The sequence below is a fragment of the Streptomyces sp. CC228A genome, from assembly GCF_021390935.1.
Lineage (GTDB): Bacteria > Actinomycetota > Actinomycetes > Streptomycetales > Streptomycetaceae > Streptomyces.
In genome coordinates, this window is the sequence record NZ_JAJPUI010000008.1 from 201206 (window position 1) to 213335 (window position 12130).

Annotated in this window: 12 protein-coding genes and 1 pseudogene; 9 read left to right on the forward strand and 4 right to left on the reverse strand. The window is 72.3% G+C overall.

Annotated elements, in window-relative coordinates; all coding sequences use genetic code 11:
- Positions 1-15: 15 nt before the first annotated feature.
- Positions 16-940, forward strand: a pseudogene (locus tag L6E17_RS22845) (IS5 family transposase).
- Positions 941-1118: 178 nt separating this feature from the next.
- Complete coding sequence (locus tag L6E17_RS22850) at positions 1119-1814, forward strand: cyclopropane-fatty-acyl-phospholipid synthase family protein (protein WP_236242615.1); 696 nt, start codon at positions 1119-1121, stop codon at positions 1812-1814.
- A 212-nt stretch (positions 1815-2026) separates the two neighbouring features.
- Here the strand turns inward: L6E17_RS22850 and L6E17_RS22855 are convergent, their stop codons facing one another.
- Positions 2027-3004, reverse strand: coding sequence for a Gmad2 immunoglobulin-like domain-containing protein (locus L6E17_RS22855; protein WP_236242616.1), 978 nt, complete (start codon positions 3002-3004; stop codon positions 2027-2029).
- A gap of 455 nt (positions 3005-3459) precedes the next feature.
- Between L6E17_RS22855 and L6E17_RS22860 the strand changes: the two genes are divergently transcribed.
- From L6E17_RS22860 to L6E17_RS22880, 5 genes are all read left to right on the forward strand, one after another.
- Positions 3460-4149 carry an FHA domain-containing protein gene (locus L6E17_RS22860; protein ID WP_236242617.1) on the forward strand — a complete coding sequence of 230 codons (690 nt, stop codon included), beginning with the start codon at positions 3460-3462 and terminating at the stop codon, positions 4147-4149.
- Positions 4150-4245: 96 nt separating this feature from the next.
- Complete coding sequence (locus tag L6E17_RS22865) at positions 4246-5247, forward strand: IS630 family transposase (RefSeq protein WP_236240391.1); 1002 nt, start codon at positions 4246-4248, stop codon at positions 5245-5247.
- Between the two features lie 70 nt (positions 5248-5317).
- Positions 5318-6466: a hypothetical protein gene (locus tag L6E17_RS22870; RefSeq protein ID WP_236242618.1), complete on the forward strand. Its 1149-nt coding sequence runs from the start codon at positions 5318-5320 to the stop codon at positions 6464-6466.
- Between the two features lie 297 nt (positions 6467-6763).
- Complete coding sequence (locus tag L6E17_RS22875; RefSeq protein ID WP_236242619.1) at positions 6764-6979, forward strand: hypothetical protein; 216 nt, start codon at positions 6764-6766, stop codon at positions 6977-6979.
- Positions 6976-7194, forward strand: coding sequence for a hypothetical protein (locus tag L6E17_RS22880; protein ID WP_236242620.1), 219 nt, complete (start codon positions 6976-6978; stop codon positions 7192-7194). The genes L6E17_RS22875 and L6E17_RS22880 overlap by 4 nt, the downstream gene beginning before the upstream one ends.
- Before the next feature lie 241 nt (positions 7195-7435).
- Here the strand turns inward: L6E17_RS22880 and L6E17_RS22885 are convergent, their stop codons facing one another.
- Positions 7436-8413, reverse strand: a complete 978-nt coding sequence (locus L6E17_RS22885) for a TIGR03557 family F420-dependent LLM class oxidoreductase (RefSeq protein ID WP_236242621.1) — start codon at positions 8411-8413, stop codon at positions 7436-7438.
- 324 nt (positions 8414-8737) lie between these two features.
- Here L6E17_RS22885 and L6E17_RS22890 point away from each other — a divergent pair, with 324 nt between their 5' ends.
- Entirely contained in the window at positions 8738-9670 is a 933-nt protein-coding gene (locus tag L6E17_RS22890; protein ID WP_236242622.1) for a nucleoside hydrolase, read from the forward strand.
- A gap of 112 nt (positions 9671-9782) precedes the next feature.
- Here the strand turns inward: L6E17_RS22890 and L6E17_RS22895 are convergent, their stop codons facing one another.
- Together L6E17_RS22895 and L6E17_RS22900 are read right to left on the reverse strand one after the other, a co-directional pair.
- On the reverse strand, positions 9783-9992 hold the full coding sequence (locus L6E17_RS22895; protein WP_236242623.1) for a hypothetical protein: 210 nt from the start codon (positions 9990-9992) through the stop codon (positions 9783-9785).
- 500 nt (positions 9993-10492) lie between these two features.
- On the reverse strand, positions 10493-10795 hold the full coding sequence (locus tag L6E17_RS22900; protein ID WP_236242624.1) for a hypothetical protein: 303 nt from the start codon (positions 10793-10795) through the stop codon (positions 10493-10495).
- A gap of 352 nt (positions 10796-11147) precedes the next feature.
- On the opposite strand from L6E17_RS22900, the gene L6E17_RS22905 reads away from it, so the two are divergent.
- Complete coding sequence (locus tag L6E17_RS22905; protein WP_236242625.1) at positions 11148-11981, forward strand: hypothetical protein; 834 nt, start codon at positions 11148-11150, stop codon at positions 11979-11981.
- Positions 11982-12130 lie beyond the last annotated feature (149 nt).

Consider the following 12130-nt stretch of genomic DNA (forward strand, 5'->3'; position numbering starts at 1 on the left):
GCGATCAGTGGCTCGTTGTTCTGGTCATGCTCAGCAGGGGGGAATCTGACCGACGACGAGTGGGCGGTCTTGGAGCCGCTGCTGCCGAAGAGCAACAACCGATGTGGCAGGTGGCGAGACCATCGCCAGGTGATCAACGGGATCATCTACCGGGTTAGTACCGGCTGCCAGTGGCGCGAGTTGCCTACACCCACGAACGGCACATGCTCTGGTCGATCGATGGCACCTGGGAGACGCTGCTCCGACACGTCCAAGCCGTTGCCGACTCCGAGGGTGACATCGACTGGGACATCAACATCGACTCCACCTCGATCCGCGCTCACCTGCACGCCGCCGGAGCGCCAAAGGGACCGCCGCCGCCCTGCCGGCCACACAAAAGGGGGCAGCGGAAAGATCAGCTCACATGCGCGCACTTGTATCTGCGGCCGTTCTTGGAGGAGGCGGTGCGGCAGGCGAGGCTCTCGGTCGCTCGCGCGGCGGCCTGACGACGAAGCTGCACCTGAGCGCGGACGGCAAGTGCCGGCCGCTGTCGCTGCTCGTGACACCAGGGCAGCGGGCCGACTGTACGCAGTTCGAAGCGGTCATGGACAAGATTCGTGTCCCTCGGCTGGGCCCGGGTCGGCCTCGCCGAAGGCCCGACAGTGTGGGTGCCGACAAGGCATACAGCAACCGCAGAACCCGCACCTATCTGCGCGAGCGCGGTATCCGGCACGTGATCCCGGAGAAACGGGACCAGGCAGCCGGCCGCCTGCGCAGAGGATCCCGCGGCGGACGGCCTCCCGGGCTCGACAAGGACCGCTACAAGAAGCGCAACACCGCCGAGCGCGCGATCAACAAGCTGAAGCAGTTCAGAGCTGTTGCAACCCGCTACGACAAGCGGGGATACGTCTTCCTCGGCACCGTCACCGCCGCAGCACTCCTGATCTGGCTACGCTCGTGACCGGAGGCATGTCCGACTGCCGCCCGCACCGTCCCATGTGGACCAAGAGTCGACGTAGTAGGGCCAAACAGGTTGCGACCGGGCATATGATCGGCTTGGGTGCGTGCTCGTGACTGCATGGAACGATCTCGTACGTCCGGACCGCTATCCACGCTCCTCTCGGTATGACCCCGCCTGGTTGCTCGATCTCGACATGGGGCCGAACCCGCTCTGGCTGCTGGAAGACCTCGCCCACGACCTCGACCTGCGCCCGGGCATGCGGGTTCTCGACCTCGGCTCCGGCAAGGGCGCCACGTCGGTGTTCTTGGCCCGCGAGTATGGAGTCAAGGTCGTCGCGGCCGACCTATGGATCGCCCCCGAACAGGCGGCAGCGGTCTTCGCCGAGGCGGGTGTCGGTGACCAGGTGGAGGCCGTGCGAGCGGAGGCGCACGCCCTGCCGTTCGAGGAGCAGAGCTTCGACGCGATCGTCAGCGTGGACGCCTTCGAGTACTTCGGTACGGCGGACAACTTCCTGCCCTACCTGCTGCGCTTCCTCCGGCCCGGAGGACAGCTGGGCATGGCGACCCCCGCCATGACACGGGAGATCCGTGAACTTGGGGTGATCCCGCCCCACATCAAGAAAGTGGTCGGCTGGGAAGCGATCGCCTGGCACACGGCGGAGTGGTGGCGCTTCCAGTGGGACATCACCGAGTTGGTGAGGGTCACATCCGCGCGGCTGCAGCAGAACGCCTGGCAGGACTGGCTGCTGTGGGCCCGGGCCGGCGCTGAACACCATCCCGACGGCCAGAGCGCGAACCAGCCCATTATCGACATGCTCACCGCAGACCGCGGAGAATTTCTCTCCTTTGCTCTGGTGACCGCACATAAGAACTGAGCAGACGCCACGTCGATGGTCTGTCTCTCCGGTCGTGATCGGAGACAGAACCTAGGTGTCCGCACGGGTGTCCGTACCGGCGTCCGGCTTCGGTGCCCGGGTCGGCCGACACCGCGGCGCCCGGCCGGCGGCCCCGCGGGCCCCTGCCGGCTGACCCGCCGGTACCTGCCGCCGTCCGCCCTGATGCCCGTGCCGGCGGGGCGCTCCGCGGGTCAGCCGGCCAGGCGCACGGGCACCGTGTCGGACACCATCGCGCGCCCGTCCTCGGGGGAGTCCCAGAACGCGGTCAGCGTCCCGGCGCCCGCCGCCGCGGACCGGTACGGGACCGTCAGGTCGTAGGTGCCGCGCGTACCGCTGCCCGACGAGGCCGTGCCGTACAGGTCCGCCACCACGGCGCCGGCGACGTCCGTGACCTTGAACCGGACCGTGGCCTCGAAGGTGTTCGCGCTGCCCCACACGCGGACCGGTGAGCGCACGGTCTCGCCGATCATCGGGGACTCGACCAGGATGTCCGGCGTCAGGTCCTCGAAGTCGGCGCGCCCCACCGGTCGGTCGAGTACGACGCCTTCACCGCCGAACGCCTTCACCGGCTTGCCGTCGAGGGCGAAGCGCACCGTGTCGACGGAGGGGAAGCGGGTCACCGTGAAGACGACCTGCGCGAGCCGCGACCGCATCGAAAGGGAGCCGCCGCCGTCGTCGTAGCGGTCGGACAGGTCCACGGTGGCGACCCGGTCGCGCACCACCACCGAGTTGAGTGTGGTTCCGGACGGGATGGCGGTCGAGCGGTCGTGCCCCCGCTCGAAGCCGTTGGGTCCGGACAGCAGGGCCCGCAGCGCCCCTGCGGCGGTGTCCGGGCCGCGGACCGTGCGGGGAGCGGGGGAGACCTGCTCCCCGTGGAGGAAGTAGACGGCGACCCCCACCTTCTCCGCGCCGCCGCCCGGGGAGTGGCTCGCGGCCGGTGTGCCGGCCGTGGGCGGCCGGGCGGTCGGGGTCGCGGCCGGGTCGGCGGTGCGGGATGCGGAGGGGGAGGCCGGTGTCGATGCCGGGGACGGGCTCGCGGGCGACGGGCCGCCGGCGGCCCTGCCGTCGCCTCCGGTCCCGCAGGCGGTCAGCGCGAGGGGCACGACCAGCACGGCGGCGAGCGCCGTCGGCCGGAGGCGCCGGAACCGGCGCAGTGGTGCGTGTGTCATCTGGGTCTCCGAGCCGTGTGCATGCTCCTGACTGCCCTCCAGGAAACACCCTGCCGGGCGCCTTCGGAAAGACCGGCTCCGATTCCCGCCCGGCCGGTCACCACTGCGATGCCCGTCCCGTACGCCCGACCGATTACGGTACGGCTGCGAGGACGGTACGGGAGGCGGACCGTGATTCCGGCGGAGGTTTCCGCAGCGGTCCGACCCGCCACAGGAGGCATTTCCTTCCCCACCGCCACCTGCGTCCCGGAATCCTCAACGCGGCCCGTGCTGCCGCCGGTTCACGGAATGGCCACAGTATGGTCATCGGACCGGCTTACCGCCTTCTCATCGGACCTGTGGCCGGATTATGCTGGCTGCGCGTACCGGTCTGCTCGCGGGGGGTGATGCGGGTGGCCGTTCCGATGACCGGTCCTGCGATACGTCATCGTCTTCTCAGCGAAAACGGGTGACTTATGCCTCCTCGGCTCGTCGGCCAGCAGGGCTCCTTGGCCGGAAAGCAGTTCCCCGTCGGCGCCGCACCGGTGACGCTGGGACGTCACAGCGGCAACAGCGTGGTGATACCGGGGGCGAACGTCTCCCGATTCCACGCCGAGGTGCGGCGCGAGGGCCACGGGTTCGTGCTCTACGACCGGGGCAGCAGCAACGGCACCCTGGTCAACGGCGAGCGGGTGACCTCCCGCGAACTCCAGCCCGGTGACCTCGTCGGGATCGGCGGCGAGACCTTCCGTTTCGAGGCCGCCGATCCGCTGGAGACCATCCTGGACTTCTCCGTCCTGCGGCCCGTCACCCCTTCCCGGGCGACCGTGGCCGCGGGTGACGTCCTGAAGGTCACCGTGTCCGGCGGCGGGCCGGTCGGACTGGGCTTCGCGCTGCTCCTGGAGCACCTGATGGGGCACCGCGTGGACATCACCGTGTACGACGGCCGGTGGATGCGGGACGGGGCGGAGGTCGTCTGGAAGAGCGAGGCACAGGGAAACGTCCGGCGCCGGCAGGTCGTCACCGTCCAGAGCCGCCAGTACCTCAACCTCCCCGAGCAGGTGCAGGAAAGGCTTTTCCGCGGCGACGCCTATTCCGAAATGTGGCCGGTCGGCCCGGACTCCATTCGCGGATTCCAGCCGCGGAACATGCGGATCGCCTATTGATCAGAAACGGTTTGGGTTCTGGGTCGTTGGGTGGGTGTGAGCGATCTGGTGGGGGACGCGCGGCATCTGTCGCCGTCGGCGCAGGAGGCCCTGCGGCTGCGGGCGGTGGCCGCTCTGATGGCGGGGCGGGACCGCGAGGACGTGGCGGCAGTGTTCGGGGTGTCGCTGAAGGCGGTCGACGGCTGGTGGGCGAAGTGGCAGGCCGGTGGTCGGGAGGCCCTGGTCATGCGTCCTCGGGGTAAGCCGGTCGGTGTGCACCAGGTGCTCGGGGAGGCCGAGCAGGCCGCGGTGCGGCAGGCGGTCCTGGACCACCGGCCGTGTGACGTGGGGCTTTCCGGTCAGCTGTGGACACGGCGGCTGGTGGGCGAGCTGATCGCGAAGCTGTACCGGGTGCGGCTGACCGAGGTGGGGGTGGGCAAGTATTTGAAGCGATGGGGGCTGTCCTTCCAGCGCCCGGACAAGCGGGCCGTCGAGCAGGACCCCGAGGCCGTCCGGCGCTGGCATGAAGAGACCTGGCCGAAGATCCGCGTGCAGGCGAAGAAAGACGGCGGCGAGATCCTCTTCGCCGACCAGGTCGGCATCCGATCCGACCAGGTCACCGGCCGCACCTGGGGTGAGAAGGGGAAGACGCCCGTCGTGCGGCGGAGCGGGAACCGGTTCTCCGTGAACGCGATGTCGGCGATCAGCACCAAGGGCCGGATGCACTTCATGGTCTTCACCGAGTCCTTCACCGCCGAAGTGATGTGCCGCTTCCTGGGCCGGCTCGCCGGCCACTTCGACCACAAGGTCCACCTCGTGGTCGACGGTCACTCCGCGCACCGCTCGAAGAAGGTCCGCGACTGGCTCGCCGCCCACCCCGATGATGTAGAGCTGCACTTCCTGCCCCCGTACTCGCCCGAGCTGAACCCCGACGAGCTGGTCAACGCCGACCTCAAGCACAGCCTGCCCAAGCAGCACCGGGCCCGCGACCAGGCCGAACTCGCTGCCGAAACCCGCCGCTTCTTCCGCAGGCGTCAGCGTCAGCCGCACATCGTCCGCGGCTACTTCGGTGGCCCACACGTCCGCTACGTCATGGACGAGAACCCCATGAGTTTCTGATCAATATATCGAGGACCAGCTCCTCGCGCTGGCGAACGAGAAGAAGGACCGCATCCGCCTGGTCCCGGAGATGTTCGACCCCGCCGAGTTCGAGGCGGGGACGAGGGGCCACGTCCTCGCCATCTGCGAGGGCGGGCGCTCCCGGACGAGGGAGCACTTCGCCGACCGTTTCGGAAACGCCGACACATCCATTTACTCGCTGCACGGCCGCCACATCCAGGACGTCGTGCTCGGGCTGCGGGTGAAGTCGTCGCTCAGCGATCCCATGACGGTCCTGCTGACCGTGGCGCAGAACCGCTTCCTCCTCAACGCGCTGCGCGGTGAGGGCTTCCTGAACATGCGCCTGACCGACGACGAGGCCGCCGAGGTGGTCGGCATCGACCCGGTGCGGCACGTGTTCGAGGACTGCATCGCGTCGCGCCCCTGCGTCATGGGGCGCGACGACCACGGCGACTTCCAGTGCGCGACGCACAGCACGCTGTTCCTGCCCGCCATGGTCCGCGGCTCCGCACTGTGGAAGCGGGTACGGGAGGGACTGGCGCTGTTCGGCGTCGCCGAGCGCGACCTGAGCGCCGTCACCGCGTTCCGGCTCGACATGGTCCAGCGGCCCCGGTTCACCACCCGGCTGCACCCCGCCACGCCGACCAGCCCGGCCACCTACGGGTTCCTCCTGGGCGACGCCGCGAACGCCATCCACTTCTGGCCGGGCCGCGGGCTCAACAGCGGACTCGGCTCCGCGATCTCGCTGGCCAGGTCCCTCAACGGCGCATGGACGGGGCGGCCGTTCCGTGACGCCGACTTCATCCGCCACGAGGCGGCCATGTCGATGCTCCAGTACCGGCACAAGAGCCGCGCCTGGAACGCGATGATCACCACGGACGAGGACGGCGTGAGCTGCGCGATCAAGGACAAGATCGCGCAGAGCATCGAAGCGGGCACCGGCCGGGGCGACCAGGAAAGGAGCGCGGACACCGACGCGTTCATGGAGCGGTTGCGCGGCATCCGCGACCGGCTGGCGCCACGCGTCCCGGGCATGCCCGACGACGCCGCTCTCCTGGCCCACCTGCGCACCATCCGCTCCGACACCCTGCGCACCCTGCTCGACAGCGGGGCGTGGGACACCCTGATCGTCGGAGGTGAGGAGGTGGACATCGACATCTTCTACCGGGAGACCCCGTCGGCGACCCCTGATCCCGCGCGGACCGCCGCCGCCTCCTGAAGCCGCTGCGCCTTCCCCGTCCCGGGCGTCCTCCTCCGTGCGGCGGGGAGGACGCCTGGCCACGGCCCCGCGCCGGGACCCGCCGCAGGCGGCCCGCCGGCGCGCTCGGGCCGTGGGACACGAGGCGGCCGCTGGGCACGCCCCCACCGCTCCGCCGCAGGCCCCTCCTGCCCGCAGCGTGCGGGTGCCGCCCGTGCCCCGCGGAGGGGGCGGGTGTCCCGGGGCCGGTCAGGGGTACGCGTACGCCCCGGAAGCACCGCCCGGCAGGAAGCGCCGGCCGAATGCTGGGAGCACGACGTGAATCTGCAGTTCCGCGCACCCGTCCGCGCCCGACCCGGGCCCGTCGCCTCCGTGCGTGACGTCGAGGAACCCGGCCACGCACTCGACCTGTGGCGACGGCACGTCCGCGAGCGGCTGCCCGGCCACGTCGAGGAACCCCCCGGGCTGCTGCCGCTGCGGCAGGGCGCGGGCGTACTGCTCCGCCGTCAGGACCGTGGAAGGGAGCCCATGTGACCGCGCGCATCGTCGTCCTCCGCGTCGTACCGGCCGACCCGCCCTTCCGGGTCGTGGAGATCGACGGGCAGGTGGCCGGCACCGCTCGCGACCTCACGGACGTGGTCCGGATCGCCTACCAGGCCGGACTCACCCACGTCGACCTCGACGACCCCGCCGTCGTGCGGTGGGTCGGCGGCGGCAAGTACACCTGGAGCACGGGGCACGCATGGTGAACCCGCCAGCGCGCCGTCCACCGCAGGCGTGAGGCGAGCGGCGGTCTGGGCCGGGGCGTGAGGCGTCGTGGGCCGGGCCGTGGCGCGCCCGGGCCCGGGGGCTGGACGCGCGGCCGTCCGGCACCGGGCTCGGGACGACGGGCTCGGGACAAGCAGGCGCACAGGCGGGGGATGAGCAGACGCGCAGGCGCCAGGACCGGGTCCGGGGGCCCGGCCGCCGCTTCCCGGCCGGGCCCGCCGCTCAGGCCGGCGCCCCGTTCGGCTTCAGCTCGCGCAGCCGGCCGTCCAGCTCCCGCCGGTAGAAATCGAGGAAACCGTCCGGATCGGGCCCGGCGTTCTGCGTGACCAGCCGGTCGAAGCCCGCGTCGACGTACTGCTGCGCCATCTCCGCGTACCGCTCCGGATCCGGGCCGCAGGCGAACGCGTCGAGGATGTCGTCCTCCCGGACCGTGGTCGTGGCGGCGTCGAAGTTGACGGGGTTGGGCAGTTCGCTCATCACCTTCCAGCCCGTCACCGCCCAGCGGGAGGTCTCCAGCGCCGCGCGGGCCGCCGTACGCTCGTCGGGCGCCCACGCCATCGGCACCTCCGCGTAGCACGGCCCCGTGCCGCCCGCCTCCCGGTAGCCCCGGACGATGTCCGGCTTCGGCTCCGTCGCGAAGAGCGCGTCACCCAGCTCGGCCGCCAGCCGCGTCGACTCCGGCCCGCTCGCCGCCACGGCCAGCAGCGGGGGCGTGTCCGGCAGGTCGAAGACCCGCGCGTCCTCCAGCCGCAGGTGCTCCCCGTCGTACGAGTGGTAGCCGCCGCCCCACAGGAGGCGGATGATCTCCAGTGCCTCCCTGAGCATGCGGTGACGCGTGCGCACCGCCGGGTAGCCGCGGCCGACGACGTGCTCGTTCAGCCGCTCGCCGGCCCCCACACCGAGGACGAAGCGGCCGCCCGACAGCAGGGAAAGGGTCGCTGCTGCCTGCGCGACGACGGCCGGGTGGTAGCGCATGGTCGGGCAGGTCACCCCGGTCGCGAGGCCGATGCGGGAGGTCCGGGCGGCGATGCTGCCGAGGACGGTCCAGGCGAACGGGGAGTGCCCCTGGCCGTCCAGCCACGGGTGGTAGTGGTCGCTGATCTCGACGAAGTCGAAGCCGGCCTCCTCGGCCGCGACGGCCTGCCGTACCAGCTCTTCCGGGCCGAACGCCTCCGCGGCCAGCTTGTAACCGATCTCCATGGAGAACCCCTCCAGTCGTGGCGGACACGGGTCGGGTCCGGTCTCCCAGGTACCCCCGCGACCGCGGCCGTAAAGACGGCCTGCGGCCCCGCGCGGCGGGCCGGCCGGCGGCCCGGAGGGCCCGGAGACGTGACGCCGTGTCAGTGGACCGGGCCGCTGCCCGCCGCGCGTCGCCGGGGATGTTCGTGACAGCCGCGCCGCGCCGGGGAGGCTGGGCGGCGGCGTCCTTCGCCACGCGGGCGCCGGTACCGGGGCGGGACGCCCGCGCGGGCGGCGGGAGCGCCGAGGACGAGGCCCGGCACGGGCCGGGAGGAGGAGACGCAGATGGCCATCCCCGTGATCCTGGACTGCGACCCGGGCCACGACGACGCGTTCGCCATCATGCTCGCCGCGGCGCACCCCGCCGTGCGGCTCCTCGGCATCACCACCGTGGCGGGCAACCAGACCGTGGAGAAGACCACCCTCAACGCCCGGCGCGTGTGCACCGCCGCCGGCATCCGCGGGGTGCCCGTCGCCGCCGGGCTCTCCCGCCCCCTGCACGGCACCGGCATCGTCGCGCCGGACATCCACGGCGAGTCCGGGCTCGACGGGCCCGGATTCGGGGAGCCGACCGTGCCCGCCGACGAACGCGACGCCGTCACGTTCCTCCGGGACACCCTGCTCGCCCACCCCGAACCGGTGACGCTCGTGCCGACCGGGCCGCTCAGCAACATCGCCACGCTGCTCCTCGCCCACCCGGAGCTGTACGGGCGGATCGAGCGGATCGTGCTCATGGGCGGCTCCACGGGCCGCGGCAACCGCACGCCCGCCGCCGAGTTCAACATCCTCGCGGACCCGGAGGCCGCCGACATCGTCTTCAGCAGCGGTCTGCCCGTCACCATGATCGGTCTGAACGTCAGCCACCAGGCACTGGCCACCCCCGATGTCGTCGCCCGCGTCGCCGCGGTCGGTACGCCGCTGGCCCGGCTGTGCACGGAGCTTCTGATCTACTTCGCCGGCGCCTACCGCGAGGTGTTCGGGTTCCCCGCCCCGCCCCTGCACGACCCGCTCACCGTGGCGCACCTCATCGATCCCGGGCTGGTGACCCTCGTCCACGCCCCCGTGGCGGTCGAGCTCACCGGCACCCACACCCGCGGTGCCACCGTCGTGGACCTCGACGGCGTGACGGGCGCCCCGCCCAACGCGCACGTCGGCGTCGCCGTGGACGTCCCCGGGTACTGGGACCTCGTCGTCGACGCCGTCCGCACCCTCGGCTGAGGAGCCGGACCCCGGCCCGTCCCAGCGGCAGGGCCCGGGGCTGCGGACCGGCTCCGCCCGGTGTCCGCCGGCCGCGCGGCCGGCGGACACCGGTGGCTGCTGCCGGGGCGTGCTACCAGTTCGCGCCCATGTAGGAGCCCTCGTGGGTGTCGGCACCGAAGATGACGGCGCCGCCCGCGGACTCCAGGTAGTGCATGTGCGTGGCGCCGTACTCGCCCGAGTGGAAGCTGCCGCCGTTTTCGTCGGTGGCGGATGCGGGGGCGGTTCCGAGTGCCATGGCGGCCGCGACGAGCGCCGTGCAGGCAAGAGCCTTCCTGATCATTCTGTTCCTCCGAGTGCGTCAGCACGCCCCGCCCGGTCGGTCCGGACGGTTCCGGAGTGAGGGGTTCCCCGCGGGTGGGGGATGCCACGGCGGTAGCGTCCGAAGCCCACCCTTTCGAGCGCCGCCCGCCCGTGTCGCCGCTGCCTCCGCCCCGGCCTCCTCTCCGGTCGGGGCACGCCATCTGGCGGCGTACCGGTGAGTAGGTCAGCGGTACGGTTGGGCCGTACGGGTCACCCGGAGCAGTGCGGCAGGCCACGCGGCGCCGGTCCACTGCCCCCGGTCCGCCGCCCCCGGTCCGCCGCCCCCGGCCACGGCGCGGCCGGGGCCCGGCGGCTGCCGGCGGGGCGGTGACGGCAACGCGGGGCCCGCCCGGGGCGCGGCCCCGTCTCCACCCGTGCCCCGGGTTCGCGTCCCTGTGCGCGCCCCTGGGCGCGGCCGCATGCCGCCGTCGGGCGCGGCAGTGCGGGTCCCCGCGGCGAGCGGTGACCTCGGGCCGGCGGTCAGCCCCGGTGCGCCCAGGGCGTCCTGCGTTCCGGCATGGGGACGCGGTCGCCACCGATCTCCAGGGTGCACTCCGGGGCGCCCAGGCCGAGCGCGGGCTGCCGGATCCGAACGGTGAACGGCCGTACGGGATCCTCCGCCAACTCGCCCTCGACGGAGGTGGTGCGGCCGGCCCGCTCCCGCACGTAGCCGATCACCTTGCCGTCCACGAGCAGCTCGGCGGAGCCGCTCCGGCCGTGACCGAGGTTCACGGTGACAGAGTGGTCACCGATGTCGATGTGGAACTGGCGGCTGCCGTCCATGGCGTCCCTCCGTGCCTGCCGCGGCCCCGGCGCGCACCCCTGCCGGCAGGCTGCCGGGGCCCTGCTCCCAGCGTAGGGCGGCCGGGCACCGTGCCGGTGCGCCGCGCCCCGCGGGGTAGTCGGGCGCGTCAGGCGGAGGCCCCCGCGGTGCGGGGTTCCGCGGCGGCCCGGCATCGGGTTGACGCTCCGCCCTCCGCCCTGCCCGCCCTCCGCCCTGCCTTCCCTCCGCCCTGCCTGGTCTGCGCCCTTCCCGGTCTCCACCCCGCCCGGCCGCCCCGCCCCACGTCGGGGGTAGGTTGCGGAAGAGCCACCCGGCCTCGGAGCCCCCGCCTTCCCGGAAAGCAGCAGCAACGTGCCACCGCCCGCCCGCCCCCGCATCCTGTACGTCACCGACCTCGCCTACCCGGCGCGCGGCCGGCGGTACGGCGACGAGGACGTCCAGCTGGCCTCGCGGCTCCGCGAGTACGCCGACCTCGCCCTGTGCCACCCCCGTGACGCCGCCGCCCTGATGGACGGCTTCGACGCGGTCGTGGTCCGCAACAGCGGTCCCGTCCTGCACTACCGGGCCGCCTACGACGACTTCCGGGCCCGCGCGCTCGCGCAGGGCGTGCGCGTCTACAACGAACTCACCGGACGCGCCGACATGGCGGGGAAGCAGTACCTCGTGGAGCTGAGCGCCGCGGGCTCCCCCGTGATCCCGACCGTCGACCGCCCCGAGGACCTCGACCGGCTGCCCGCCGCCGAGGCGTACGTGGTGAAACCGAAGCTGGGCGCCGACTCGATCGGCATGCGGACGGTCCCGCGCGACGCCCTGCCCGGGCTCGCCGGACCGGACGTCCTGGTGCAGCCGCACGTCGACTTCCGCCACGAGGTGTCCTTCGTCTTCGTCGACCAGGACTTCCAGTACGCCCTGTACGCGCCCGATCCCGCGCGGCGCTGGGTCCTCGAACCGTACGACCCGGCCCCCGGCGACCTGGAGTTCGCGCGGCGGTTCATCGAGTGGAACACGGTGCGGCACGGCATCCAGCGGGTGGACGCCTGCCGGACCCACGACGGAGACCTGCTCCTCGTCGAGCTGGAGGACCTCAACCCGTACCTGTCCCTCGACCGGCTGCCGGAGGAGGTCCGCGACCGCTTCACAGCCGCTTTCACGGCGTCCCTCCGCGGGTATCTCGCCACCACCTGACCGCGGCGGACCGCTGTCGGCACCGGACGCTAGAGTGCCCGGGCACGTATGCCCGTTCGAACGGCGGGTGCGGTGGAGGGGAGATCATGCACACGCAACTGAGGGAAGCCGCGGCCGAGTTGGGTCCGCTGCTGTGGAGCGAGCACACG

Coding starts and splice junctions, on each gene's coding strand:
- L6E17_RS22855 (WP_236242616.1), bottom strand. CDS start 3,004: ATGACACACGCACCACTGCGCCGGTTCCGGCGCCTCCGGCCGACGGCG.
- L6E17_RS22860 (WP_236242617.1), top strand. CDS start 3,460: ATGCCTCCTCGGCTCGTCGGCCAGCAGGGCTCCTTGGCCGGAAAGCAG.
- L6E17_RS22870 (WP_236242618.1), top strand. CDS start 5,318: ATGTTCGACCCCGCCGAGTTCGAGGCGGGGACGAGGGGCCACGTCCTC.
- L6E17_RS22890 (WP_236242622.1), top strand. CDS start 8,738: ATGGCCATCCCCGTGATCCTGGACTGCGACCCGGGCCACGACGACGCG.
- L6E17_RS22885 (WP_236242621.1), bottom strand. CDS start 8,413: ATGGAGATCGGTTACAAGCTGGCCGCGGAGGCGTTCGGCCCGGAAGAG.
- L6E17_RS22900 (WP_236242624.1), bottom strand. CDS start 10,795: ATGGACGGCAGCCGCCAGTTCCACATCGACATCGGTGACCACTCTGTC.
- L6E17_RS22895 (WP_236242623.1), bottom strand. CDS start 9,992: ATGATCAGGAAGGCTCTTGCCTGCACGGCGCTCGTCGCGGCCGCCATG.